A 23473-nucleotide genomic window follows, 5' to 3' on the forward strand; every position below is an offset into this window, starting at 1 on the left:
GCCCGCCAGCCACGCGCCCATTTAATCAGCCCGTTTCGCCCGCCTTGCGGGCGCGGCGGCGCTCCAGTCCCTTGCGCACCCAGCGCCGGATCAGCCAGGCGCCGGGGATGATCAGCACCAGCCAGGGCAGGAGTCCGGCCAGGAAGCTGATCAGCGCGCCCAGGGATTCGGCGAAGGTCCGGCTCATGGACTCGATCGCCTCGCTCACCGGATCGAAATTTGAGCGCGAGACCGGGGTCAGCTGGGGCTGATAGCTCACGCCCAGCTCCGACATGGACACCCGCAGGCGCAGGGCCGCGATCACGCTTTCACGCGATTCAATATCGGCCTGGACCCGCGCCAGCTCGCGCTCGACCTGGATCAGCTCTTCCAGACGCGCCTCGCGCTGTTCGAGCATGGCCTGCAGCCGGTCGCGCAGGGCGACGCGCGCGCGCAGGCGCGCCTCGCCGTCCACGATCTGGGTGGTGAGATCCTCCACCCCGGTCTGCTCTGAGATCACCGAACCGCCCGCGCTCTCCAGCTCGCCGGCCAGTCCTTCGCGGAAGCCCGCAATCCAGGCCGGCGCGGCGCGCAGGCGCAGGTTTGCGCGGGCATTTTCCGTCCCGGCGTTCTGGGTGGAGGCGTGGACCACCTGGCACTGATTGAGCCCCGCCGCCTCGCACGCGGCCACATGGGCGCCGTGCAGATCGGCCAGAGCCGCGCCGGGCAGACGCACCGTGTAGTCATACCGGTAGGCGAGATAGGCCGCCGGTTCACCCGGCGCCGGCTCGGGCGCGGAAGCATCGCTGCTGCGCCCCGCTGACTCGGCCATCATGGGCGGCGGCGGCGCAGACGCCATGCGCGCACCCGAAGCTGTGACCGCCTCGCTGTCTGCGTAATTGACCTCGTGGCGCTCCTCTGCGCCGTCGCACCCGGCCAGCAGCCCGATCGCCAGCACGCCGGCCAGCGCCATACTCATCCGCATACCCATGTCCCGCTCCCTGTCCTGGACCTGCGCGCAAGGGTGCACCAGACAATGCGGCCAGAAAAGGGAGGGGTTGGGGCGTTTCTAATCGGGCGTGCCCATGATCAGGGTGCCGTTGGTGCCGCCGAAGCCAAAGGAGTTGGACAGGATGGTGTTCAGTCCGGTTTCGCGGGTCTGGGTCACCACCGGCAGGTCCGCCAGTTCGGGATCAATGGTCTCCACATTGATGGAGGGGGCGATGAAGCCGTGCTTCATCATCAGGAGGCAGTAGATCGCCTCCTGCACGCCCGCCGCGCCCAGCGAGTGGCCGGACATGGACTTGGTGCCTGACAGGGCCGGAATGGATTTGCCGAACACCGTGCGCAGCGCCTCGGCCTCCTTGATGTCGCCCACGGGCGTGGAGGTGGCGTGGGGGTTGATATAGTCGATGGAACGGCCTTTGGCCTGCTCCAGCGCCATGCGCATGCAGCGCGCCGCGCCTTCGCCCGACGGCTGGACCATGTCATGGCCGTCCGAGGTGGCGCCATAGCCCAGCACTTCGGCCCAGATCGTGGCGCCGCGCGCCTTTGCGCGCTCATAGTCTTCGAGCACCACAACGCCTGCGCCGCCGGCGATGACGAAGCCGTCGCGGTCCTTGTCGAACGCGCGCGAGGCCTTCTGGGGCGTGTCGTTATAGCCCGCGCTCATGGCGCCCATGGCGTCGAACAGATTGGACAGCGCCCAGTGCAGCTCCTCGCCGCCACCGGCGAACATCACGTCCTGCTTGCCGAACTGGATCTGTTCGGCCGCAGCGCCGATGCAATGCAGCGAGGTGGTGCAGGCCGAGCTGATGGAATAGTTCAGCCCCTTGATCTTGAACGGGGTGGCCAGTGTCGCCGAGCCGGTCGAACACATCGCCTTGGGCACGGCGAACGGCCCGATGCGCCGCGTGCCTTTTTCACGGGTGATGTCGGCGGCGGCGACAATGGCCTCAACGCTGGGCCCGCCACTTCCGATGATCAGGCCGGTGCGCTCGTGGGACACCTCTTCGGGCGTCAGGCCGGCGTCCGCGATGGCCTGTTCCATGGCCATATACGTCCAGCCCGAACCTTCACCCATGAAGCGCCAGGCGCGTTTGTCCACATGCTCGGCAGGATTGGCCTTGGGCCGTGCGTGCACCTGGCACTTGAAGCCCAGCTCGGCGTATTCGGGCGCAGGCCCCACGCCGCTGCGGCCGGCTTTCAGCGCGGCGGCGACCTCCTCGGCATTGTCGCCGATGGAGGACACGATCCCGATACCGGTGACGACGACGCGTCTCATTGGGCGGCTCCGCTATTGAGGTCTTCAGGTTTGAACAGGCCGACGCGCAGATCATTGGCCACATAGATCAGCTGGCCGTCCGCCTCCACGCGCCCGTCGGCGATGCCCAGGACAAGCTTGCGGTTGATGACCCGCTTGAGATCAATGATGTAGCGCACATTCTTCACGCTCGGCGGCACCTGGCCTGTGAATTTCACCTCGCCCACGCCCAGCGCGCGTCCGCGCCCGGGCGCGCCTGTCCAGCCCAGGAAGAATCCCACAAGCTGCCACATGGCGTCCAGTCCCAGGCAGCCGGGCATGACCGGATCATTCTGGAAATGGCACGCGTAGAACCACAGGTCCGGTTTGACATCGAGTTCGGCGATCACCTCGCCCTTGCCGTGCGCGCCGCCCTCGGCGGCGATGCGGGTGATGCGGTCGAACATCAGCATGGGCGGCAGGGGCAGCTGGGCGTTGCCGGGGCCGAAAAGCTCGCCGCGGCCGCAGGCGATCAGGGCGTCATAGTCATAGCTGTTGCGTTGGGCGGTCATGGGTCCTCAGGGCGGCGGGGACTGAAGCCCTCACCGGTTCGGGCGGCGTGCAGGTCAAAGCGCTGCGCGGCGCGGGACTGATCTGATCAGCGGGCCGGACCGGAGGCGCTATCGGGCGCCTGCGCGGCCAGCGGCGCTGGCTCCGGGAGCGAGCGGTAGCACGGGTTTTGCGCGCCCTCAAGCGCAGGGCTGGCGCCGGCCTCATCGGCATAGACGCCCCAGAACGCATCTGCACGCGCCCAGCCGCGCCGCCCGTCCGCACTCAGCCGGCACCAGCCGGCCCGGCAGCGCTCCAGCCATAAAATGGCGCCCGGCTCGATGCGCGCGATCAGGTTCGCTTCGTCATCGGCGCGGGCCATGAGATCGGTCTGCGCGCGCGCATATACCGCCCGCCGGCCAGACAGGAGGGAATGAAGCATCCACACCTGTTCCCCGTCCGGGTCCTCCACCCGGCGCCAGAGCGGGGTCTCGGCGATGATCAGAACGGGCAGGCCCGCGCGCTGATATCGCCAGCGGGCGGGATGATCGCGCGACGGCCCGGCGCGGCCCACCACATCACCGCTCTTGAGCGTGACGAAGCGCGGCGTGGGCAGGCCGGAAAACGTCTCGCATCCCTGCGCCAGCGCGGGCGCAGACGGGACAAGCAGAACGGCGATCACGGTCAGGATACGAAGGGCGCGCATGACGCCGAGAGTCGGGCCGCGCCGGTGAAATTCCGGTTAAGCATGAAGCCCCTGCCAGTCCGGCCGCACTTGCCACAACGTGCAAGGGGGCGCACACTCGCCTAAGGCCAGAATGTTCTGCGGCTGAGGGAGGGGCATATGCGCGCAGCAGCCTTTGCAAGGCGCACGCGCCGCTGGCGCATTATCACAGGCGCAGGCCTGCTCGCCGGCGTCCTTCTGGCATGGCTGATGGCCGCCGGCCCGGCGGCTGGCCAGCCGCGCCCGCCTGCGATCACGGACTTCACCGCCCCTGCAGCGATGGAGAATCCGCAATTATCCCCGGACGGGCGGTCCTTGCTGTTCGTGCGCGAACCCCAGCCGGCCGATCCCGCCGGAACGCCCAATCAGATTGTCATCATTGACCTGACTGATCCTGGCGAGCCGCGCGCAACGCGCCTGCCCCTGCCGGACATGACGGTGCGGTGGGCGGCCTGGGGCAATAATGAACGCGTGCTTCTGGGGCTGGAGCTTATGGCGCAAGTGCGCGGCGCTGGATTTCAGGCGGTGCGCAGCGACGGCACGCGCACCCGCATAACCGAAATTCGCCGCAGCCAGATCATGTCCGTGCGCCGGGACGGCCAGGACCCGGTCATGCTGTTCGATTTCTCAAGCCGCCAGTTCAATCACCTGTTCAACACGCGCCTGGATCAGGTGTCTGATTTTCTGCTCCATGATCCCGACCATGTCCTTCTGCCGGCGCGCAGCTCGGCCGGCTCGCTCAATCTCTACCGGGTGAATATCGAGACGGGACGCGCGCGCGTGGCTGTCAGCGGGTCAGAAGCCACAATCGCCTTCTTCACCAATGCGGCAGGCGAGGCGACCATGCGCTGGGACCTGGCCGGTTACGGCCAGGACCTGCGCATCCTTGTGCGCGCGCCCGGCACGCGGCGCTGGCGCACCGCCCAGCGCGTGCCGGTCAACGAGTTCCAGCGCCTGCAGCGCGATTACGAATGGACGGCCCGGTCAGACGTTCATGACGAGGCTCTGGTCTACTGGAACAATCCAGAGACCGGCACCACAGGGCTCTACCGGTACGCCTTCTCCACGCGCGAACTGGCGGGAGCGGCTTTTTCCCATCCCGAGTATGATGTCAGCGGCGTGATCGTTGATCCGCTGACCTTGACCGCGCTGGGCGTGACCTGGTCGGATACCCGCCGGCGGCTGATGATGTTCGATGAGGATATCAACGCCCACCTGCCGGCCCTGGCCGCATTTTTTGGTGAGGACACGCTCGCCTTTCCCGTCCAGCGCGTGGGCGAGCGCGTGCTGATCAAGGTGACCGGCCCGGGTGAACCGGGCGTGTTCTATCTCTATGACATGGACGCCTCCCAGATCTGGCCGATCGGCGACCGCCAGCCCCTGCTCGCCAGACGCGCCCTGGCCCGGGTGAGCGTACATGACTACGGCGCGCGCGACGGGACCGGGTTGTTCGGCTATCTCACCTGGCCCCAAACCCCCGCAGGCGATCCCCCGCCGCTGGTTGTGCTGCCCCATGGTGGGCCGGAAGCGCGCGACCATCATGATTTCGACCGGCTCGCCCAGCTGATCGCCGCCCAGGGCTATCTGGTGTTCCAGCCGCAATTTCGCGGCTCTCACGGCTTCGGCCGGGCCTTCGCCGAAGCGGGCTATGGCCAGTGGGGCGGGCTGATCCAGTCCGATATCACAGACGGGGTGCGCGATCTTCTCGAGCGCGGCCTGGTCGACCCGGACCGGGTGTGCGCGGTGGGCTGGAGCTTTGGCGGATATTCCGCCCTGATGCAGGCCGTTCTGGAACCCGGCCTATATCGCTGTGTGATCGCAGGCGCAGCGCCTTCGGACCTGCCTGATCTGCTCGGCTGGCTGGAAGACGAGGGCGGTGAAGTGTTCGACTATGCCCGCCGCGCCATGGGCGATCCGAACACCGCGATGGACCAGCTGATCGCCTACTCACCGGCCCGGCGCGCCCGCGAAATCCAGGCGCCCGTGCTGCTGCTTCATGGGCGCCGGGACGGCGTGGTCCCGGTGGAGCAAAGCCGGATCATGGAGCGCGCCCTGAAGGCCGCGCGGGTGGAGCACAGCTATATCCCGCACAATGGCGGACATAATATCGCAACCGACCGGCAATGGGCGCATGTGGCCACGCGCATCGTGTTCTTCCTGTTCGACCATCTGCAAACCCCGCGCGGCGCCCTCGCCCAGGCGCGCCGGGAGATGGACAGCGCGGACGGCGAGATCGTGGACATCATCGTCGAGATCGATCCCTTCGATAACTGAACCGGCGCGCCGGGCGGTGGCGCGGGCACTGGACGCCGGGCGCCCGGCGTCCCATCCTTGGCCGGAGAAACGATAATCTTGAGGAGGACCGGTCATGACCTTGCGCGCCAGGGCGCTCGCCGCCGCCTTTTGCTGCACCCTGCCCGCCCACGCCCAGGAGGCGCCGCCGGTGGAGACCACCGATCTGGGCGGCGGGCTCTACATGCTGGCCACCCATGTGGCGGGCAATGTGGGCGTCAGCGCCGGACCGGACGGGGTGTGGATGATCGACACCCAGATGGCCCATCTCGCGCCGGGTCTGGACGAGGCGCAGAAAGCCGTTTCGGACGGGGCGGAGGTGCGCCTTGTGCTCAACACGCACCTGCATGGCGACCATGTGCTGGGCAATGCGTATTTTGCTGAACGCGGCGCGCTGATCATGGCCCACCCGTCCGTGCGCGGGCGCCTGCAATCGCCCTCGCCCAACGCCGTGACCGGCAACACGCCCGATCCGCTGGACGGCCCCTTCCTGCCGGTGGTGGGCGTCAGTGAAGGCGCGGTGATCACGCTCAACGGCCATACCGCGCGCATCCACCACGCGCCCGACGCCCACACCGACGGCGATCTGTGGGTTCATTTTGAAGAAGCCGATGTGATCCATACCGGCGATCTTCTGTTCTCGGGCCTGTATCCCTTCATCGATCTGGATAATGGCGGCACGGTTGCAGGCATGATCGCGGGCATGCAGGCCATTGCTGACGCCGCCGGGCCGGATACGCGCATCATCCCCGGCCACGGGCCGCTGTCTGCTCGCGCCGACGTGCTGGCCAGCATCGCCATGCTAAGCGCAGCGCAAGAGGCTGTTGCGGCGCTGGCCGCTCAGGACCTGTCGCTGGAGGCGGTGCAGGACGCCAATCCGCTGGCTGAATTCGATGAGGACTGGAGCTGGGGCTTCATCTCCACCCGGACCATGACCGCCATCCTCTACCGGGACGCCGTGCAATGAAAAAGGCGCGCCCCGGCTGGCTGCCGCCGGCCAATATCATCACCATGATCGTGGCGCTGGCCGTGTTCATGGGCCTCATCATGTGGGTGGTTCTGGGCGGCTGGGTGCAGGGCTTCCTGGCCGGCATCGCGTTCGCCGCCGCGTTCTGGTTCGTGGTGGTGTTCTCCACGCGCAACGCCAAGCCGGGCCGGCGCCCGCGCTCCAAGCGGCGCAGGCGCTGACGGCGCCCGGAGCGCAATCATCCCGGCGGCTTGCAATTGTCCGGGCCTGGGCCATTGTGTGCAGCGCAGCACAGTCCGAGCACGAGCGAGCCCCATGACCGAAACCCAGCCTGACGCCTTACTGGTCGAAAACGTCCATCCCGACGCCGACGCCGCCCTCAGCCAGCTGGGGCCGGTCTCTATCCGGCGACTGCCCGGCTCGCCGGCGCCGGAGACCCTGCGCGCCGAAGCGGCCAAGGCGAAGCTGCTGGGCATTCGCTCGCGCACCCAGGTGGACGCCGCCCTGCTGGACGTAGCCCCTGATCTTCTGGCCGTGGGGTGCTTTTGCATCGGCACCAATCAGGTCGACCTCTCCGCCGCCGCCACGCGCGGCGTGCCGGTGTTCAACGCACCCTTCGCCAACACCCGTTCGGTGGCCGAGCTGGCCATCGCCAGCATCATCATGCTGATGCGCCGCGTGCCCGAAAAGATGACCGCCATCGACCGGGGCGAATGGCTCAAAAGCGCCGAGGGCAGCAATGAAGTGCGCAAGAAAAAGCTCGGCATTGTGGGCTACGGCAATATCGGCGCGCAGCTGTCGGTGATCGCCTCGGCGCTGGGCATGCACGTCTATTTTTACGATATCGAGCCCAAGCTGGCCCACGGCAACGCCCGGCCCATGGAGAGCCTGGACGCGCTGATCGCCGAGAGCGACGTGGTCACTTTGCACGTGCCGTCCACGGCGCGCACCCGCAATCTGATGGACGCCTCGCGCATCGCCGCCATGAAGCCGGGCGCGTTCCTGATCAATCAGGCGCGGGGCGATCTGGTGGATGTGGATGCGCTGGCCGCCGCCTTGCGTTCGGGCCATCTGGCGGGCGCGGCGGTGGACGTGTTCCCGGTGGAGCCCAAGGGCAAGGACGAGCGCTTTGAAAGCCCGCTCATCGGCTGCCCCAATGTGATCCTCACCCCGCATATCGGCGGGTCGACCCTGGAGGCCCAGGCGGCGATCGGGCTGGATGCGGCCACCAAGCTGGCCAAATTCCTCTATGAAGGATCCACCTCCCACGCGGTGAACTTCCCCCAGGTGGACGCCGGCCCGCTGCAGCCGGGGCGCACGCGCATCCTGGCGCCGCATCTCAACCGCCCGGGCTATTTGAGAAAACTCAATGACGCGTCTGAACAGGCCGGGCTCAATGTCGCCGCCCAGTTCCTGCGCACAGAGGGCGAGATCGGCTACGCCATCGCCGACCTGGAGGGCGCGCTCCCGTCCGGCTTCCTGGACATCATCCGCGCCATAGACGGCACCATCCGCGCCCGCGCCATCACGGCGTAGGGCCGGGCGCGAAGGCGCTTACACTACAAAAATAATTTTGGTAGTGTAAGTCATGATCGAAGCTGTCCCTCTGGCCGTCCATACGATTTATCAGGACCTGCTCGACGCCTGGCTGATGCAGCCCGAGGCGCCCGTCGAGGGCGCGCCATTTGTCCGGGAAGTGGATGGCAAGCGCTACTGGTACGCCAATATGCGCATCAACGGCCATGTGCGCACCCGCTATATCGGCCCGGATACAGACGATGTCCGGCGCCGCATTGAAGCGCTCCAGTCCAGCCGCGAGGATCGCGCCGCCTTTGAAGCCCGCTGCGGGACCATGATAGCCCAGCTGCGCGCTGCAGGCCTGCCCACGCTGGACATGCAAAGCGGCAAGGTGCTCTCTGCGCTGGCCCGGGCGGGCGTGTTCCGGCTGGGCGGGACGTTGATCGGAACGCATGCTTTCGCCCTCTATGCCGCCGAGCTGGGCATGTGGGTCAGCGGGCGCGCCGTGCCCATGACCGAGGACATCGACATCGCCGCCTTCGAGCGGTTGGCGATGGTCATTGAAGACAAGCCCGATCCCGATCTGGCCGAAGCCCTGAAGCCCCTAGGGCTGAAGCCTGTCCCCGGGCTTGAGCCCGGTCAGGACGGTGCGCGCTGGGCGGCGCGCGGCGGCGGCACGCCGATCGATTTCCTCACCCCCAGCTTTGATGATGAGGAAGGCGTGCGCGCCCTGCCGAGCCTGGGTGTCAGGGCCCAGTCCCTGCACTTTCTCAACTTCCTGATCGCTGATCCGATCCCGGCTGTCGGCCTGTATCGGGCGGGCGTGCTGGTGCGCATACCCCGGCCCGAGCGTTTCGCCGTCCACAAGCTGATCGTGGCAAGCCGCCGGCCAGCTCATCAACGCGCCAAGGCGCGCAAGGATCTGGCTCAGGCGCGCGCCCTGATGGAAGCGCTGGAGGAAACACGGCCGCAGGAGCTTGCCGCAGCTCTGGACACGGCCTGGCGGACCGGGCCGAAATGGCGCGCCGCCATCCGTGATTCACTGGCCCGCAGCCCTGATCTTCAGGTGATGGCCGCGCGCCATATCGATATGGATGACGCCTGAATCCTCACGCTTTCTGGCGCAGCAGCAAAAACGCCGCGCCCGCCGACAGGGCTAGGGCGGCCTGGTTCCATTCCTGCCAGGGGCCATAACCCAGCATCACGCTCACCGTCATCACCGTGAAAGCGCTGGCGATGGCCGCACATTGCAGCGCGGTCAGCGCCGCCCGGCCGGCCGCGCGCGCCAGACCCAGAAGGGCCGCAGCGGCCAGGACGGCGCCGATGAGCCCGGTCTCCATCCAGATATGAAGCCCGGCATTGTGGGCGTGGATCGGCATGCGCTCGATCTCCATGCCGCGCAGCATGACCAGATCGCTCATCACCCGCCCGGAATCCAGGCCATGACCGGTCACGGGCCGCTCGGCGATGCGCTCCAGCGCGAAGGCCCAGATTTCCATCCGCCAGTGCCAGGTCAGCGGCAGGCGTTCGGCGAGACTGTCGGGGATCAGCGCCAGCAGCGCGCCCATGATCACAGGCGAGGCCAGGATAAAGACCGCTGTTGCGATGAGCGCGCCCTGCAAGGTCAGGCGCGGCCATTTCAGGGCGGCGGCCATGACGCAGAGCGCCAGGGTCAGCGCCACCACATTGGCGGCCACCGCGAAGGCCGACGCCGCGATCACGCTGGCGGCCAGAAGGCCCAGCGCGCCCGCGCGGCTGAAGCGTCCGCCACGCATCCACAGCCACAGGGCGGCAGGCGCGGCGAGCATGAGGAAATGGGTCGCCCCGCGCGACAGCCGGCGCATGGCGATGGAGCGCGCTTCTTCGTAGGCGGTGACATCATGGAACCAGTCCTTGGACTGGATCGAGACCGGCATGCCCAGCAGCGCCTCCATGGAGAACCAGAGCGCCAGCAGGCCGGTCCCGCCGGCGATCCACGGCGCCAGCCGGGCCGCCATGGCGTCATCGGCGCGCCAGCAGGCATAGGCGGCCATGACATAGACCGGCGCCAGCAAAAGCAGCTTGTAGACCTCATCGGGCCGCGTGGAGGCCGACCAGATATGGCTGAGCGCAAACCAGGCGATGGCCGCCGCCGCCAGCGCCGGGACCAGCGGCGCAGCGCGCACCGCCCGCCAGGCCGGCCGGGCGATGAAAGGCGCAGCCGCCAGGCCCAGCACGCCCACTGTCGTCGCCATGCCCAGCGCGCCTGCCCCTGCAGCGATCACGCTGCTTGCGATACAGACCGCAAACACCCAGACCATGGCGCGCGGGAAGGCGGTCATGGCGCCAGCGCTTCGCGCGCGGCTTCCGGGGGCTGATTCCAGAACATCAACCGCCAGACGCCGGCCACCAGCCGGGCGGCGCCCATATGCCCGGTCTTCACCTTGGCCTCTTCCGGCGGCGCGCCGGCGCCTGCAATCAGAGCGTGGAAATAGCGCAATATGCCGTTGGAACTGATCAGCAAAACATCGCCGCGCGCATCGGCCATGACGCCTTCCAGAACGGCGCGTGCGTTGGCCGCGGCCTCAGCCGGGGACGGGCTCCAGCCTGCGCCTTCAGGCACGATGGAGCGCTCGCGCCAGGCCTCGATGGCCTCTGCGCCCCACTCAGCCGCGATATCAGCGTCGCTGCGCCCGCCCCAAAGCCCGTAATCAAGCTCCTTCAGGCGCGCGTCTATCTCGATATCGCCGTCAAACCCGCACACCGCGGCGGCCAGAACCGCGCCTTCGCGCGTGCGCCTGAGCGGCCCGGCGATCAGGCGGGCAGGGCGGATGGCGGCGAATTTCAGCGCCGCGCCGATGGCGCGCGACTGGTCCTCGCCCTTGGCGGTGAGGGGATAATCCTCGCGCGCACCGACCCAGACCGGGGTCTCGCCCGCCTCGAACGTATTGCCGTGCCGGGCCAGGATCAGGCGCATCAGACCAGCTCGCCCTCTGCCGCAATGATCTGCGCGGCGACTTCAGCATCGCGCGGGGAATCCACCGAGCAGGGCGTGCGCCCGCGATAATCGGTGAGCACCACCCGGATCGGCATGCCGTTTTCCAGCGCGCGCAGCTGTTCCAGGCTCTCGGCCAGCTCCAGCGGTCCGGGCTCCAGACCCACCAGCCGCTCCAGCGCTGCGAAGCGGTAGGCGTAAAGCCCGATATGCTTGTAGATGCGCGCGGCATCCGTCTCGCGCCGGAAGGGGATGATCGCCTTGGAGAAGTAGAGCGCGTTCATGGCGTGATCGAACACCACGCTGGTCCCGCCCACCTCGCCGGCCGCCTTGGCGGCGCGGAGCAGTGCGAGCGCCGTCTCGTCCAGCGCCACGGCGGGGGTGGCCAGCTGCAGGGACGGATCGGCGGCCATGGCGCCGGCGGCCGCCTCGATCACCCAGGGCGGGGTCAGCGGCGCATCTCCCTGCAGATTGACAATCACATCCTCCGGCCCGGCGAAAGCCTTGACCGCCTCATAAACCCGCTCGGTGCCGTTGCGGCAGCTTTCCGGCGTCATCACCGCCTCGCCGCCAAACCCGGCCACGGCGTTTGCGATGCGCGCGTCATCAGTGGCCACCAGCACCCGGCTGACCGACGGCGCAGCGGCGGCGAGCCGGCGCACGCGCTCGACCATGGCCACGCCGGCGATCTCGTGCAGCGGCTTGCCGGGAAACCGGGTCGAGCCATAACGGGCGGGAATGACGGCGATGACGGACATGGGGCGGGGCCTTCAAACAGACAGGGTTCTCCTTGCCATGAACCCCGCCCCTGCGCCAAGGGCGCAAGCCCCTTTGCCGGGCGCGCGGGGATGGGTTAGAAGGCGCCTTCCGCAACCGGACACATTGTCCGGGCATGGCATCCAGGCACCGGAGGCGCATCCATGGCCGGCCATTCCAAATGGGCCAATATCCAGCATCGCAAGGGCCGTCAGGACAAGGCCCGCGCCAAGCTGTTCTCCAAACTGTCCAAGGAGATCACCATCGCCTCGAAAATGGGCGGTCCCGATCCGGACATGAACCCGCGCCTGCGCCTGGCGGTGGCCAACGCCAAGGGCCAGTCCATGCCCAAGGACAATATCGAACGGGCCATCAAGAAGGGCCAGGGCGGCGATGTCGAGGAGTATTTCGAGATCCGCTATGAGGGCTTCGGCCCGGGCGGGGTCGGCATCATCGTGGAGGCCGCCACCGACAACCGCAACCGCGCCGCCTCGGAAGTGCGCGCGGCCTTCTCCAAGAATGGCGGCAATCTGGGCGAGACCGGCTCGGTCTCCTTCATGTTCGACCCGGTCGGCGAGATCCGCTTTCCCGCCAGCGTAGGCGATGAAGAAGCCATGCTGGAAGCGGCCATCGAGGCCGGCGCCGAGGACGTGATCCAGGAAGCCGTGACCGATGATGACGGCGAGCCCGCGCGCGAGCATGTCATCTATTGCGCCCGCGAGGATCTGGCCGAGGTCTCCTCGGCCTTGCAGGCGGTCTTCGGAGAAGCGAAATCAGCCAATATCATCTGGCGCCCGCAAAACCTCATCGAGGTGGACGGCGAGAAGGCCGCCACGCTGATGAAGCTGATGGAAGCGCTCGAAGACCTCGATGATGTGGGCGAGGTGTTCTCCAATTTCGACATTTCCGATGCGGAGATGGACAAGCTCGCCTCGTGACCGCCCCGGGGAGGGGCCTGACGCCATGATCATCGCCGTGGACGGCCCGCTTGCTTCGGGCAAGGGCACCATCGCCCGCGCGCTCGCTGCGCATTTCGCTCTGCCCCATCTGGACACCGGCACGCTCTATCGCGCCGTGGCTGTGGCCGTCACCGATTCCGGCGCACAGCCCGAGGACGCCAAGGCCGCCGAAGCTGCTGCGCTGGCGCTGGACATCGCAGCCATCGACGAGAGCCGCATCCGCAGCGCGGGCGCAGGGGTGGCCGCCAGCATCGTCTCGGCCCATCCCGGCGTGCGCGCCGCGCTGCTGAAACTCCAGCGCGATTTCGCCCGCCAGCCCGGCGGCGCGGTTCTGGACGGGCGCGATATCGGCACGGTGATCGCGCCGGACGCGCATGTGAAGCTGTTCGTCACCGCCGACCCCGAAGTGCGCGCCGGCCGGCGCCATGCCGAGCTGATCAATCGCGGCGAGCAGATCGGGTTTGACCAGGTGCTCGGCCAGCTGCGCCAGCGCGACGCCCGCGACGCCAGCCGCACCGAAGCGCCCCTGATGAAAGCCGATGACGCGGTCGAGCTCGACACCAGCGCCTTCACCCAGGACGAAGCCATCCGTGCAGCGATTGCGATCGTGGAGGCGCGGCGGGGGAGTTGAGGCGGCGAAAGTTCACCATCGAGTTTGTACAATTTGGCACAGACGGCTTGTGTGCGGGTAATGATCACAAATCAAAATGCCTTATCGGCCAGTTGCACCGCATTCCAGCTGGCGCTGAATTTCGGCCGACTGCGCCATCAATCCATTTAGCTCCTGCACCCTATAAGAAATCCAATTCAATCGATCACGCCTTTGCGTAAGATCGCGAACTCTGTCTGCTTTAAGGCGATAGAGAGGTTGAAGTTCACGCTGCGCGATCGCTCGTATTGTAGCGATCGTTAGATCAACAATAACTCCAGGATTGCGGCGGACGCGTATCAGGGCAGCCTGCAGCCGGTTGAGAGCCGCGTTGACTTGCCTTCGGCGCAAGGCCTCTTCCAAAGCTGATCCAGTATCTGGCAATTGGGCTAGCGCTTCTAGCTCGGATATCCCTATCCCCAAGTCACGCAAGTCACCTTCAATGCGCATGACTTCTTCGCGCAACCTCAATCGCTCTCGCCCTAATTCATTCAATTCCGCTGCGAAATGCCTGATATTGCGCTGAATGCTTTCACATTGTGGGGCCCGATTCATCAAAAATACCTTTCTCGTGATTTTTGCAAAGCATATAGTTGTGTTCAAGTGGGGGAGGATAACTTTGCTCAACAAGATAAAGTCTTGTTATGTTTCAATTGCTTGCGCGCTATGCTGCGCGGGGCTGACTGCATGCAACGATGTTTCTGAAAGTGCGCCCAAGGCGTATCGCGACTGGGCGGCGCTGTGTCCTGACCATCCCGCGGAACTGCAAGAGGGCGCGGAGCAGCCGATACGGCAGGCGGCGCACCGCGGCGACCCCGAAGCGCTGGACTGCATGATCGCGATGTATGCCTATCTCGAACAGCCCTTCGACGCGGACGGCGAGCCGTCCAGTGCGTTCGCGATGATGCGGCTGCAGACGCTTTATGTACGCTGGCGCCTGACCGGCGAACGGCTTGATGAAGCCCTCGCCCTGGCCGCCGGTTTGGACGCGGAATTGGTGGAGCGGGCGAGCTTTGCGTATTTCCATGATACGCCGGGGATCGGCATGCCTCAGCTCAATGCCTGCGGCAAGGTGGACCGTAATGATCCAGCCTTCACGCTGGTGTCCCGGGCGCGCGGGTTTGAGGATTACTGGCGCGAAGACTGCGCCGAACCGCCGCCCTGACCCCTAGCGCAGACGCGTATCGGCGGGCAGTTGTGCACGCTGGCGCAGGCGTTCCAGGGTTTCAGCGTCCAGCGCGCGGGACAGCGCGGCCTCCAGGCGCTGGCGGTCAGGATCATCGGCCATCTCGCCTGAACGCGTGATCCCGGCGCGCACCGCCCAGACATAGGCCTCTTCCAGATCGCGCGCCGTGCCGTCGCCTGTGGCCAGCGCATAGGCGTAGAGGAACTGGCTTTCGGGATCGCCGCGCCGGGCGCCCTGCTGGGCGAAATGGGCGGCATTGGCCGGATCGGCCGGCAGGCCGGGCGCGCCCTCGTAAAGCAGAAGCGCATATTGGCCCATGGCCGCGGCCAGGCCGGATTCAGCGGCCATGCGCACCAGCTGGGCGCCCCGCGCCGGATCTGCGCCCTCGCCCTCCTCATGCAGATGCATGGTCCCGGCCATCAGCGCGCCGAATGGCACGCCCGCCTCGCCTGCGCGCTCATACCACAGCCGCGCCGCCGTCAGATCTTGGGGCCCGTGGGCCCATTCGCCCAGCGCATAGGCGTAATCGACAAACGCGTCCTCGCGCCCGCCCTCGGCGGCCAGGCGCAGCCAGTCCATGGCGGCGGGCGCGGCGCCCGGATCGGTGCGCTCCATCAGGTAGAGCCCGTATTCGTGCGCGGCGCGCACATCACCGGCCTCGGCGGCGCGCGAGAGATACTCGCGCGCCTGCCAGGGCGACAGCCCGGCGCGGCCCGCCTCGGCCAGGCGCGCCAGGACGATCAGCGCGTCCGGCTCGTTCAGCTCTGCAGCCCGGCGCAGCCAGCGTACAGCGCCCGCCTCGTCCGGCTCGCCGGAGAGGCCATGCAGGAGGATGTGACCGGCCAGCGTGGCGCCGCGCGCCTCGCCGCCCGCCGCGGCGCGCTCGGCGTGTATCAGCGCCATGGCGTAATCCCCGCTGATATAGGCGCCCGACGCGCTGGCCATCGCCGAGTTGGTGAAGGAACGCTCTTCCACGCCTTCGGCGCTGCGGTCACGGGTGACCAGCTCGTCCAGCCCCGGCGGCAGGGCCGGGGTCTCGTCGCCGCGCGCGTCAGCGGACGCCATCACGGCGGCCAGGATCAGTCCAGCAATCGGGAGAAGGCCGCGCATGCGTATTCAGGTCCTTTCGGGTGCGACCAGACGCCGGCGCACACGGCGATATAATCAGCGCCCGCAGCAATCACTTCGGGCGCTGTCTCGGTGGTAATGCCGCCAATGGCCACGCAGGGGATTTCAAACAGTTCGCGCCACCAGCTGATCAGCGACAAGGGTGCGGATGTCTTGGGCGTTTTCGTGGCGGTGGGAAACATGGAGCCGAACGCGACATAGTCCGCCCCGCGCTCACCCGCCACCATGGCCAGATGCCGGCTGTCATGACAGGTGACGCCGACAATGCCTTTCGGCCCCATGGCCGCACGCGCCTGGGCGTAGCTGGCGTCCTCCTGGCCGATATGCACCCCGTCGCAGCCGAGTTCCGCGGCCAGCTGCGGATCATCATTGAGCATGACCGTGGCGCCGTGTGCGCGCGCCGCCGCAACAAGGCCCGGCGCCAGGGCGCGGATCTCGTCCGGGGCGTGGTCTTTGAGCCGGATCTGCAGCGCGGCGACGCGCCCCGCCGCCAGCGTGCGAGACAGCAGCGCCTCGAAGTCTGCGCCGACGCGCGGCGGGGTGAGGAGGTAGAGCTCGGTCATGGATCAAGGCTTAGCGCCGGGCGCCCCCCCTGAAAAGGGGAGGGCGCGGTGCGGGAAAAGCGCCATACTCTTGCGTTGAAGGGCGGCTTCCACGCGCCGCCTCTGTGAGAAAGGACGCTGGATCATGATTTTTACCGCTCCCGTCGCCCTGGCCCGCTCAGTCTATCGGGGCGGGCTCACCCTGGTTCTGGCGGGTCTGGCCGCCAGCCTCCTCAGCTCCGCCCTGTTCGCCCAGGGCGGCGGGCGTGTCGTGGATAACAGCCCCGAACGCCCCATCGCGGAGCGGTTTGAGCCGCTGTTGGAAGTGGAGGCCCTGCTGGCGCAAGGCAATCAGCAAGCCGCCCTGGCCCGGCTCAACGCCCTGTTTGAATCCCACCCCGACCGGGCCGAGCCGCGCGTGGCGGCGGGCATGCTGACGGCGGGCGCCAATCCCCAGATGGCGCGCGCCCAGTTTGAACGGGCGCTGCAGCTTGATCCGCGTGAAACCTACGCCATCGCCGGACTGGCGCGACTGGACATGCAGGCCGGGCAGGGGCAGGCGGCGCTGAACCGTCTCACTCATGGCCTGGCCCTGCGCCCGAACAGCGTGGAGCTGCGCATCGTGCTGTCCGAGCTGATGGCCGCCGCCGGGCGCCCGGCGCAAGCCGCCGGCTATCTGACCGAAGCGTTCGAGGTGTCCATCGCCTCAGAGGAAGAACGCGCCACCCTTCTGGTGCGCGCTGGCGAGCTGGAAGGCGCGGCGGGCAACTGGCGCGCGGCGGAAGCGGCGTTTTCGCGCGCATACCATTACAGCCCTCGTCCCGAAACCCGGCTCCTGCGCGGCAATGCGCGCTATCATATGGGTTTCCCGCGCCTGGCGCTGGCCGACTGGGAAGCGGTGGCGCAAACCGAGCATGGGCGCCGCCCTGACGTGGCCCCGGCGCTTGCCGAAGGCATCGACCAGGCGCGAGCGGCCAGCGTGGTGCGCGTTACGTCAGAATACCGGCAGCGCTACTGGTTCCTCGTACCGGGGAATAGCCGCGCTGCCACGTATTCACCCGATGACACCCACCTTCATTTCAACTTCAGGCCGGATGATTTTTCTTGCCGGTGGACAGCCGCGTTTGACTCGTCGAGAGAGACGCCGCGCGCGCTCCTCATTGATATCTACGAGCACGATCCTGAGCGCGGGCCATGGCGGCCCTCATCGCCGGGCGCAGATGGGGCCAAAACCTACACCATCTTGCGCGCAGACAGCGCAGATGAATACGGCGTTGCCGCCATAGTGGAGCGAGAGATGCGCGAGCTTACTGATGTCCTGAGGCCCCGGTACTCGGTGAGCGCGATTTCCCTCTCAGATCCGGACGAAGCCGAGCGCTTCGCCGACGGGGCCGTGTTGCGGCCATGCACCCTGGCGCCAAATCACTATAGGATAGATCCAGAATAGGAACGCCGCTTCGCCTCAACGCCCGTGCGCTGTGCGCAGGCGGTCCATATGGGCCATGGCGCGCGGTTTGCCCTTGCCGCCATTGAATTTGTATTCCTGCGTGCCCGCCGAGACCACCGTATCGGTGTCCAGAAGCGCCGTGGTGGCGTAGGTGAAGCCGGCGGGCAGGCGCTGATAGATCGGGCCGAAATCGCGCCCGGCCGTGGCCTTGTGCAGCGCCTCGAAGGAATCGATGACGAAATAGGTGTCCTGGAAATCGCTGATCACATAATCGGTGCGCATCACCCGGTCGACATTGAGCGCGATGCGGTGCGGGCTGTCTGAATACAGCGAGAACAGGGTCTCGTCGGGCGAGGAGAGAATGCCCGCGCCATAGATGCGCAAGCCCTCGGCCTCCTGGATCAGGCCGAACTCCACCGTGTACCAGTAGATCGCCCCGAAATTCTTCAGCCGGTTATGCTCGATGGCCCGCCGTCCGCCCTTGCCGTAGGCGGCGATATAGTCGGCGAAGAACGGGTCCATGAGCATGGGCACATGGCCGAACACATCGTGGAAAATGTCCGGCTCCTGCAGGTAGAACAGATCGTCCTCCACCTGGCTGTAGGCGATGTGCTCGGGCGCGGCGCCCTCATTGGCCTTGCGCACCTTGAGGGTTTTCGGCTTGCCGCCGCGGATGAAGGCGCCCGCCGGGAAGCGCCGGTTCTCCAGATGCCAGAAGAAGACATTGTCGGGGATCAGCTCCGGCACCGGCACCACGCGCCAGCCCGTGGCCGGCTCCAGCACGGCGTTGAGATCGGCGAAGTCTGGAATGCCGTCCTTCATGGCGCCTTCCAGCGCGGCGAAGCCCTTCAGAAAATCGCTGCATGCGCGTCCGGGCAGCATCTTGCGCTGGTTGTCAAACAACAGCCGCCAGCGGTGATGCTCGGCCTCGGTATAGAGCGGCTGGCGCGAGAGCAGCCAGGTCTCGGGGTCGAAATCAGCCGCGCCCAGCATGAACCCTTCAGGCCGGCGGGCATAGCGGTGCATGGCGCCGCCCGGCCCCTCCAGCCCTTCGCCCGCGTCCTGCAGCAAAGGATCGAAATAGGCGTCTCCCATTTGCGGGATGGCGCGCTGCGGCGTGGCGGTGCTGATGTCTTCGGCCATGGCTTTCACCTTGTCCTGTGTGAGGCCCTCCTTCTAGCATGAGCCCCGCTGCGCCCGCCACAAACCGGCTGCGCGCCGCCATGCCCGGAGAGAACCATGACCGCCGCCTTTTCCTTCAAGACCGTGCCGCACATTCTGTTCGAGCCCGGCGCCAGCGCGCGGCTCGCCGCCGCCGCGGCCCCGGCGCTGAAAGGCGCGAAGCGCATCCTGTTCATCACCGACAAGGGCGTGCGCGGCGCGGGACTGTGCGATGGCGCGCTGGCCGGGCTCGAGGCGGACGGGCTGGAAGTGCTGGTCCATGACGCGATCATCCCCGACCCGCCCGAATCCGCCGTGATCGAGGCGGTGGAGGCCGCACGCGATTTCGGCGCCGAAGCCGTGATCGGCTTTGGCGGCGGCAGCCCGATGGACGCCGCCAAGGTGGTCGCCGTGCTGCTCTCGGGCGAACAACCGCTGTCGGCCATGTATGGCGTGCAGCAGGTGCGCGCCTCACGCCCGCCGCTGATACTGGCGCCCACCACCGCCGGGACCGGATCGGAGGTGACCAATGTGGCCGTGATCACCACCGGCGCCACCTCCAAGCGCGGCATCGCGGCCGATCCGCTCTATGCCGACATGGCCATCCTGGACCCGGATCTGACGCTGGGCCTGCCGCGCCATCCCACCGCCTATACCGGCATTGACGCCATGGTCCACGCCATCGAGGCGTTCACCAACCGGCGCTCGAAAAACCCGGTCTCGGACGCGCTGGCGCTGGCGGCGCTGAAAAAACTGCACGGCTCGATCCTGCGCGCCTGCGCGGACGGATCGGACCGGAAGGCGCGCGGCGACATGCTGCTGGGCGCCATGCTGGCCGGGCAGGCCTTCTCAAACTCCCCGTGCGCCGGCGTTCACGCCATGGCCTATCCGCTGGGCGGCATGTTCCACGTGCCCCACGGGCTCTCGAACGCGGTGGTGCTGCCCCCGGTGCTGCGCTTCAACGCGCCCGCCGCCGAGCCGCTCTATGCCGAGATCGCCGCCCATCTGGGCCTGCATCCGTCCTCGGACGGGCTGATTGCGGAAATGGACCGGATCGCCGAGGAAGTGGGCATCGAACGGCGCCTCTCCCAGCTGGGCATCAGCCATAACGACATCCCGGCCATGGCCGCCGACGTGGCCGCCAATGACCGCCTCCTGCCGAACAATCCGCGCGAGATGGACTACGCCTCCATCGTGGCCATGTTCGAGGAAATCCAGTAATCTGGTGCCATGAGAGACTTTGCGCCGCCTGTGGCCTCATTCGAGGAGCTTGCCGCCCGCCTGCGTGAGCGGTCTGAACCCTTGCGCGCTTTTGGCGTTGACGCCGTCACGGTGTTCGGGTCGTTCGCGGACGGCACATTCGACAGCGACAGCGATGTCGATCTGGTTGTCGAGCCCGGCCCCAAAAGCTTCCGCCAGCTTCTGGATTTGCAGGACTTTCTTGAGAGCGCGCTCATGCGGCGCGTCGATGTGCTGACAAGCGCTGCGGTCAAACCCCGTTTGGCGACCGAAATCGAACGTACCGGCCGGCGCATCACGCTATGAATGAACGCTTGCTAAAGCGCTTGGCGGATGTTCGCGAGGAAGCGCAGTTCGCGGTCGATCTGGTCAACCGCCATGGATCGGCGGCGTCCTCGGACCCAACTTTGCGCCGTGCTCTTGAGCGCGCCTGTGAGATAGTCGGCGAGGCCCTTCGCGCCCTCGTGGCGAATGACCCTGAAATCGCCGCAGAATATCCGGACCTTCCGTGGCGGGAGGCCATCGGGCTGCGTACAAAGCTGGCCCATGGCTATGACTCGCTCAATCCAGGTCAGCTCATCGTGATCGTTCAAGATCATTTTCCTGATCTGATCCGGCAGGTCGACACGATACTTGTCGAGCGCCCATGACTGACCGCAGCCGCGCCACCCGCTCAGACTTCGCCGTGTTCGAGCCCATCGAGACGCGCTGGGCGGACAATGACGCCTATGGCCATGTCAATAACGTGGTCTATTACGCCTTCTTCGACACCGCCGTGAACCGGCGCCTGGCGCGGGCGGGGCTCTTGGACATCACCGGCGGCGAAATGATCGGCCTGGTGGTGGAAACCGGCTGCCGTTATAACGCGTCCGCCGCCTTCCCCGACGCGCTGGAAGCCGGGCTGAAAGTCGCGCGCATCGGGACCAGCTCGGTGCGCTACGAGCTGGCGATCTTCCGCCCGGGCGAGGACGCGGCCATCGCTGAAGGCTTTTTCGTCCATGTCTATGTGGACCGGCAGACCCGGCGCCCCACGCCCCTGCCCGACGCTTGGCGCGCCGTTCTGAACGAGTGGGTGCTAAAGGCGTGAGCCCTCAGCCCGCCTTCAGCACCGCGTCCACGATCGCCCCGGCGCCGTGACGGATCGGGTCTGTGGCGGGCAGGCCTGTCTCGGCCCGCGCCGCCTCCAGCGCCGCTTCGGCGGCTTCGGGCGTCAGGGCGCCGGTATTCACGCTCACCGCCGCCGCCCGCACATCCCGATTATTGATCCGCGCAGCGGCCAGATGGGCCTCAAGAGTCTCGGTCAGGCTGGGCAGGGGGCGGTGGGGCAGGCCGCGGATATGCGCGCGGCCCGCCTCATGGCAGAGCACCAGCACGTCCGGCTGGGCGCCCAGCACCAGGCCATGGGTGACCTGGCCGAAAAAGGGATGCAGCACGCTGGCCTGGCCCTCGATCACGTCCCAGTGGTCTTCGGTGTTGGCCGGGCAGAGCATTTCCACCGCGCCGGAGACGAAATCGGCCGGGATTGCGTCAATGGCCACGCCCTCACCCGCAATGAGGAGCCCCGTCTGGCCGGTGGCCCGGAAGGTGGATTTGACGCCGCGCGCCGCCATCTCGCGCGCCACGGCCAGAGCGGCGTATTTCTTGCCGATATTGCAGTCGGTGCCCACCATCAGCACGCGCTTGCCCGGGCGGCGCTCGCCCGTGCCCAGCGCAATCGGCGGGCCGGACCAGTGGCGCACGTCATGGAGCTGGCGGCCCAGCCGGTCCGCGGTCTCCTTCAGCACCGCAAACGAACTCAGCCGCTGGTGCAGCCCGCTGGCGATGTCGAGCCCGGCTTCCAGCGCCAGGCGCAAAGGCTCGATCCAGCGTTCGGGCAGGATGCCGCCCCGGTTGGCGATGCCGATGAGCACGGTGCGCGCGCCCGCCTTGACTGCCGCCTCATAGTCCATGTCGGCAATGCCCAGATCCAGCTCGCAGCCGGGCAGGCGGTACTGGCCGGCCACCTGGTCCGGACGCCAGTAGAGAACCCCTTGCGCGGTCTTCACGCCGACCTCGCGGTCCGCATCGCCCAGAAACACCAGATAGGGCAGCGCGATCATGACAATGTCTCTCCCATACCGCCCCACACGCCCGGCGGGACCGGGCCCAGCCGGCCCTGAGCGTCCAGCTCCATGGGGGCGATGTCCTCGGCGAGCCAGACCGGCCCGTCCACATCCACGAAATCGGCGTCCTGGGCCAGGATCAGCGCCGGCGCGATGGCGCGCACGCCGCAGATCATGCAGCCCACGAACACGCCCTTGCCCAGCGCCTTCAGGCGCGCGCGCATCTCCAGCGCGTGGGTGAGCCCGCCGCACTTGTCCAGCTTGATATTGATCACGTCATAGCGCCGGGCCGCGCGCTCCAGCTCGGCCATGGACTGGCAGCTTTCATCCCCGCACAACGGCAGGGGCGAGCGAAAATCGTCCAGCAGAGGATCCTGATCGGGCGGCAAGGGCTGTTCGAGCAGCTTGAAGTCCAGCTGCGCCAGCTCATGAGCGTGATGGGGCAGATCCTCGCGGGTCCAGCCGCAATTGGCGTCGGCCACCAGCACCGCGTCCGGCGCGCCCCGGCGCACGGCGGCGGCGCGCGCGCCGTCCAGCCCGTCACGCCGGCCGAGCTTGACCTTCAGGAGCGGGCGGTGCGAGGCCGCACGCGCCTGCGCCTCCATGCCGTCCGGGTCGTCCAGCGAAATGGTGAAGGCGGTGACCACCGGCTGCACCGGCCCCTCAAGGCCACACAGGGCGGCGACCGTCGTTCCGGCCCGGCGCGCCTCAAGATCCCACAGCGCCGCATCCAGCGCCGCGCGCGCACCGCCGGGCGGCAGGAGCTGGATCAGGCGCATCCGGTCAGCGCCCGCCTCGATGGCGCCGCGCACCGCCTCGATTTCAGACATCATGGTCTCGGGCGTTTCGCCGCGATAGCTCACCCCCACCGCCTCGCCATAGCCCACATATGAGCCCTGGCTCAATGTGATGGCGACCGAGGCCTGCTCGGTGCGCGCGCCAGTGGCGATGACGAAGGGGCGCTTGAGGCGGCGCGTATTGATGCTGGCCTGAAGATGACGCACGGCGGACAGCCTTCCTGAGCGGTGATTTGCGCCTTTTTGTAACGGCTTGCACCCG

At 67.4% G+C, this 23473-nt stretch carries 26 protein-coding genes; 13 read left to right on the forward strand and 13 right to left on the reverse strand.

The genetic code is table 11. The annotated features are described in order from the left end of the window. Positions 1–25 precede the first annotated feature (25 nt). The 4 genes from F1654_RS07365 to F1654_RS07380 all read right to left on the reverse strand — a co-directional run bounded on the left by F1654_RS07365 (position 26) and on the right by F1654_RS07380 (position 3476). Entirely contained in the window at positions 26–970 is a 945-nt protein-coding gene (locus F1654_RS07365) for a DUF4349 domain-containing protein (protein WP_150022879.1), read from the reverse strand. A 78-nt stretch (positions 971–1048) separates the two neighbouring features. Beyond that, positions 1049–2263 (reverse strand): beta-ketoacyl-ACP synthase I, encoded by a 1215-nt coding sequence (gene fabB, locus F1654_RS07370; protein WP_150022880.1) that lies wholly within the window; start codon positions 2261–2263, stop codon positions 1049–1051. Then, entirely contained in the window at positions 2260–2793 is a 534-nt protein-coding gene (gene fabA / locus F1654_RS07375) for a 3-hydroxyacyl-[acyl-carrier-protein] dehydratase FabA (protein WP_150022881.1), read from the reverse strand. The genes fabB and fabA overlap by 4 nt, the downstream gene beginning before the upstream one ends. An 86-nt stretch (positions 2794–2879) precedes the next feature. Further along, the gene (locus F1654_RS07380; protein WP_150022882.1) at positions 2880–3476 is read right to left on the reverse strand and encodes an SH3 domain-containing protein; all 597 of its coding nucleotides are present in this window, start codon (positions 3474–3476) and stop codon (positions 2880–2882) included. Between the two features lie 138 nt (positions 3477–3614). Between F1654_RS07380 and F1654_RS07385 the strand changes: the two genes are divergently transcribed. The 5 genes from F1654_RS07385 to F1654_RS07405 all read left to right on the forward strand — a co-directional run bounded on the left by F1654_RS07385 (position 3615) and on the right by F1654_RS07405 (position 9376). Next, positions 3615–5768: an alpha/beta hydrolase family protein gene (locus F1654_RS07385; RefSeq protein WP_150022883.1), complete on the forward strand. Its 2154-nt coding sequence runs from the start codon at positions 3615–3617 to the stop codon at positions 5766–5768. 94 nt (positions 5769–5862) lie between these two features. Continuing rightward, positions 5863–6753 (forward strand): MBL fold metallo-hydrolase, encoded by an 891-nt coding sequence (locus tag F1654_RS07390; RefSeq protein WP_150022884.1) that lies wholly within the window; start codon positions 5863–5865, stop codon positions 6751–6753. Then, a complete protein-coding gene (locus F1654_RS07395) occupies positions 6750–6974 on the forward strand; it encodes a hypothetical protein (protein WP_150022885.1) in 225 nt (74 codons plus the stop codon). Before F1654_RS07390 ends, F1654_RS07395 begins: the two co-directional genes overlap by 4 nt. A 94-nt stretch (positions 6975–7068) precedes the next feature. Beyond that, on the forward strand, positions 7069–8289 hold the full coding sequence (gene serA / locus F1654_RS07400; protein ID WP_150022886.1) for a phosphoglycerate dehydrogenase: 1221 nt from the start codon (positions 7069–7071) through the stop codon (positions 8287–8289). Between the two features lie 52 nt (positions 8290–8341). After that, on the forward strand, positions 8342–9376 hold the full coding sequence (locus F1654_RS07405; RefSeq protein ID WP_150022887.1) for a nucleotidyltransferase family protein: 1035 nt from the start codon (positions 8342–8344) through the stop codon (positions 9374–9376). 4 nt (positions 9377–9380) lie between these two features. Here the strand turns inward: F1654_RS07405 and F1654_RS07410 are convergent, their stop codons facing one another. Genes F1654_RS07410 through kdsB form a run of 3 tightly spaced genes read right to left on the reverse strand, consistent with a single transcriptional unit; the run spans position 9381 to position 12003 of the window. After that, complete coding sequence (locus tag F1654_RS07410; protein ID WP_150022888.1) at positions 9381–10592, reverse strand: O-antigen ligase family protein; 1212 nt, start codon at positions 10590–10592, stop codon at positions 9381–9383. After that, a complete protein-coding gene (locus F1654_RS07415; protein WP_150022889.1) occupies positions 10589–11227 on the reverse strand; it encodes a histidine phosphatase family protein in 639 nt (212 codons plus the stop codon). The genes F1654_RS07410 and F1654_RS07415 overlap by 4 nt, the downstream gene beginning before the upstream one ends. After that, complete coding sequence (gene kdsB, locus F1654_RS07420) at positions 11227–12003, reverse strand: 3-deoxy-manno-octulosonate cytidylyltransferase (protein WP_150022890.1); 777 nt, start codon at positions 12001–12003, stop codon at positions 11227–11229. Before kdsB ends, F1654_RS07415 begins: the two co-directional genes overlap by 1 nt. 162 nt (positions 12004–12165) lie before the next feature. Between kdsB and F1654_RS07425 the strand changes: the two genes are divergently transcribed. Both F1654_RS07425 and cmk read left to right on the forward strand, forming a co-directional pair. Next, complete coding sequence (locus F1654_RS07425; protein ID WP_150022891.1) at positions 12166–12939, forward strand: YebC/PmpR family DNA-binding transcriptional regulator; 774 nt, start codon at positions 12166–12168, stop codon at positions 12937–12939. Between the two features lie 25 nt (positions 12940–12964). After that, positions 12965–13591, forward strand: a complete 627-nt coding sequence (cmk, locus tag F1654_RS07430) for a (d)CMP kinase (RefSeq protein WP_150022892.1) — start codon at positions 12965–12967, stop codon at positions 13589–13591. Between the two features lie 81 nt (positions 13592–13672). Here cmk and F1654_RS07435 read toward each other — a convergent pair whose 3' ends face one another. Then, positions 13673–14239 carry a hypothetical protein gene (locus F1654_RS07435; RefSeq protein WP_150022893.1) on the reverse strand — a complete coding sequence of 189 codons (567 nt, stop codon included), beginning with the start codon at positions 14237–14239 and terminating at the stop codon, positions 13673–13675. Positions 14240–14441: 202 nt separating this feature from the next. Here F1654_RS07435 and F1654_RS07440 point away from each other — a divergent pair, with 202 nt between their 5' ends. Further along, positions 14442–14774 (forward strand): hypothetical protein, encoded by a 333-nt coding sequence (locus F1654_RS07440; RefSeq protein ID WP_150022894.1) that lies wholly within the window; start codon positions 14442–14444, stop codon positions 14772–14774. A 3-nt stretch (positions 14775–14777) separates the two neighbouring features. Here F1654_RS07440 and F1654_RS07445 read toward each other — a convergent pair whose 3' ends face one another. Beyond that, a complete protein-coding gene (locus F1654_RS07445; RefSeq protein WP_150022895.1) occupies positions 14778–15905 on the reverse strand; it encodes a tetratricopeptide repeat protein in 1128 nt (375 codons plus the stop codon). After that, positions 15875–16486, reverse strand: a complete 612-nt coding sequence (gene thiE, locus F1654_RS07450; protein ID WP_150022896.1) for a thiamine phosphate synthase — start codon at positions 16484–16486, stop codon at positions 15875–15877. The genes F1654_RS07445 and thiE overlap by 31 nt, the downstream gene beginning before the upstream one ends. 124 nt (positions 16487–16610) lie before the next feature. Between thiE and F1654_RS07455 the strand changes: the two genes are divergently transcribed. Then, positions 16611–17912, forward strand: a complete 1302-nt coding sequence (locus tag F1654_RS07455) for a tetratricopeptide repeat protein (protein WP_150022897.1) — start codon at positions 16611–16613, stop codon at positions 17910–17912. A 15-nt stretch (positions 17913–17927) separates the two neighbouring features. Here F1654_RS07455 and F1654_RS07460 read toward each other — a convergent pair whose 3' ends face one another. Continuing rightward, positions 17928–19055 (reverse strand): phenylalanine 4-monooxygenase, encoded by a 1128-nt coding sequence (locus tag F1654_RS07460; protein WP_150022898.1) that lies wholly within the window; start codon positions 19053–19055, stop codon positions 17928–17930. Between the two features lie 96 nt (positions 19056–19151). Between F1654_RS07460 and F1654_RS07465 the strand changes: the two genes are divergently transcribed. Genes F1654_RS07465 through F1654_RS07480 form a run of 4 tightly spaced genes read left to right on the forward strand, consistent with a single transcriptional unit; the run spans position 19152 to position 21399 of the window. Continuing rightward, the gene (locus tag F1654_RS07465) at positions 19152–20294 is read left to right on the forward strand and encodes an iron-containing alcohol dehydrogenase (protein WP_150022899.1); all 1143 of its coding nucleotides are present in this window, start codon (positions 19152–19154) and stop codon (positions 20292–20294) included. Positions 20295–20303: 9 nt separating this feature from the next. After that, complete coding sequence (locus tag F1654_RS07470) at positions 20304–20618, forward strand: nucleotidyltransferase family protein (RefSeq protein ID WP_150022900.1); 315 nt, start codon at positions 20304–20306, stop codon at positions 20616–20618. Continuing rightward, complete coding sequence (locus F1654_RS07475; protein WP_150022901.1) at positions 20615–20962, forward strand: HepT-like ribonuclease domain-containing protein; 348 nt, start codon at positions 20615–20617, stop codon at positions 20960–20962. Before F1654_RS07470 ends, F1654_RS07475 begins: the two co-directional genes overlap by 4 nt. Next, entirely contained in the window at positions 20959–21399 is a 441-nt protein-coding gene (locus tag F1654_RS07480; protein ID WP_150022902.1) for an acyl-CoA thioesterase, read from the forward strand. The genes F1654_RS07475 and F1654_RS07480 overlap by 4 nt, the downstream gene beginning before the upstream one ends. A gap of 4 nt (positions 21400–21403) precedes the next feature. Here F1654_RS07480 and F1654_RS07485 read toward each other — a convergent pair whose 3' ends face one another. Both F1654_RS07485 and F1654_RS07490 read right to left on the reverse strand, forming a co-directional pair. After that, entirely contained in the window at positions 21404–22411 is a 1008-nt protein-coding gene (locus F1654_RS07485) for a DUF1611 domain-containing protein (RefSeq protein WP_150022903.1), read from the reverse strand. After that, complete coding sequence (locus F1654_RS07490; protein WP_150022904.1) at positions 22408–23418, reverse strand: dipeptide epimerase; 1011 nt, start codon at positions 23416–23418, stop codon at positions 22408–22410. Before F1654_RS07490 ends, F1654_RS07485 begins: the two co-directional genes overlap by 4 nt. Positions 23419–23473 lie beyond the last annotated feature (55 nt).

This window comes from Alkalicaulis satelles, from assembly GCF_008630495.1.
In the GTDB taxonomy this organism is placed as follows: domain Bacteria; phylum Pseudomonadota; class Alphaproteobacteria; order Caulobacterales; family Maricaulaceae; genus Oceanicaulis; species Oceanicaulis satelles.

Bases quoted from the DNA above. Each gene is read 5' to 3' on its own strand.
- F1654_RS07365 (WP_150022879.1), bottom strand. From the start codon at position 970: ATGGGTATGCGGATGAGTATGGCGCTGGCCGGCGTGCTGGCGATCGGG.
- fabB (WP_150022880.1), bottom strand. From the start codon at position 2,263: ATGAGACGCGTCGTCGTCACCGGTATCGGGATCGTGTCCTCCATCGGC.
- fabA (WP_150022881.1), bottom strand. From the start codon at position 2,793: ATGACCGCCCAACGCAACAGCTATGACTATGACGCCCTGATCGCCTGC.
- F1654_RS07380 (WP_150022882.1), bottom strand. From the start codon at position 3,476: ATGCGCGCCCTTCGTATCCTGACCGTGATCGCCGTTCTGCTTGTCCCG.
- F1654_RS07385 (WP_150022883.1), top strand. From the start codon at position 3,615: ATGCGCGCAGCAGCCTTTGCAAGGCGCACGCGCCGCTGGCGCATTATC.
- F1654_RS07390 (WP_150022884.1), top strand. From the start codon at position 5,863: ATGACCTTGCGCGCCAGGGCGCTCGCCGCCGCCTTTTGCTGCACCCTG.
- F1654_RS07395 (WP_150022885.1), top strand. From the start codon at position 6,750: ATGAAAAAGGCGCGCCCCGGCTGGCTGCCGCCGGCCAATATCATCACC.
- serA (WP_150022886.1), top strand. From the start codon at position 7,069: ATGACCGAAACCCAGCCTGACGCCTTACTGGTCGAAAACGTCCATCCC.
- F1654_RS07405 (WP_150022887.1), top strand. From the start codon at position 8,342: ATGATCGAAGCTGTCCCTCTGGCCGTCCATACGATTTATCAGGACCTG.
- F1654_RS07410 (WP_150022888.1), bottom strand. From the start codon at position 10,592: ATGACCGCCTTCCCGCGCGCCATGGTCTGGGTGTTTGCGGTCTGTATC.
- F1654_RS07415 (WP_150022889.1), bottom strand. From the start codon at position 11,227: ATGCGCCTGATCCTGGCCCGGCACGGCAATACGTTCGAGGCGGGCGAG.
- kdsB (WP_150022890.1), bottom strand. From the start codon at position 12,003: ATGTCCGTCATCGCCGTCATTCCCGCCCGTTATGGCTCGACCCGGTTT.
- F1654_RS07425 (WP_150022891.1), top strand. From the start codon at position 12,166: ATGGCCGGCCATTCCAAATGGGCCAATATCCAGCATCGCAAGGGCCGT.
- cmk (WP_150022892.1), top strand. From the start codon at position 12,965: ATGATCATCGCCGTGGACGGCCCGCTTGCTTCGGGCAAGGGCACCATC.
- F1654_RS07440 (WP_150022894.1), top strand. From the start codon at position 14,442: ATGATCGCGATGTATGCCTATCTCGAACAGCCCTTCGACGCGGACGGC.
- F1654_RS07445 (WP_150022895.1), bottom strand. From the start codon at position 15,905: ATGCGCGGCCTTCTCCCGATTGCTGGACTGATCCTGGCCGCCGTGATG.
- thiE (WP_150022896.1), bottom strand. From the start codon at position 16,486: ATGACCGAGCTCTACCTCCTCACCCCGCCGCGCGTCGGCGCAGACTTC.
- F1654_RS07455 (WP_150022897.1), top strand. From the start codon at position 16,611: ATGATTTTTACCGCTCCCGTCGCCCTGGCCCGCTCAGTCTATCGGGGC.
- F1654_RS07460 (WP_150022898.1), bottom strand. From the start codon at position 19,055: ATGGCCGAAGACATCAGCACCGCCACGCCGCAGCGCGCCATCCCGCAA.
- F1654_RS07465 (WP_150022899.1), top strand. From the start codon at position 19,152: ATGACCGCCGCCTTTTCCTTCAAGACCGTGCCGCACATTCTGTTCGAG.
- F1654_RS07470 (WP_150022900.1), top strand. From the start codon at position 20,304: ATGAGAGACTTTGCGCCGCCTGTGGCCTCATTCGAGGAGCTTGCCGCC.
- F1654_RS07475 (WP_150022901.1), top strand. From the start codon at position 20,615: ATGAATGAACGCTTGCTAAAGCGCTTGGCGGATGTTCGCGAGGAAGCG.
- F1654_RS07480 (WP_150022902.1), top strand. From the start codon at position 20,959: ATGACTGACCGCAGCCGCGCCACCCGCTCAGACTTCGCCGTGTTCGAG.
- F1654_RS07485 (WP_150022903.1), bottom strand. From the start codon at position 22,411: ATGATCGCGCTGCCCTATCTGGTGTTTCTGGGCGATGCGGACCGCGAG.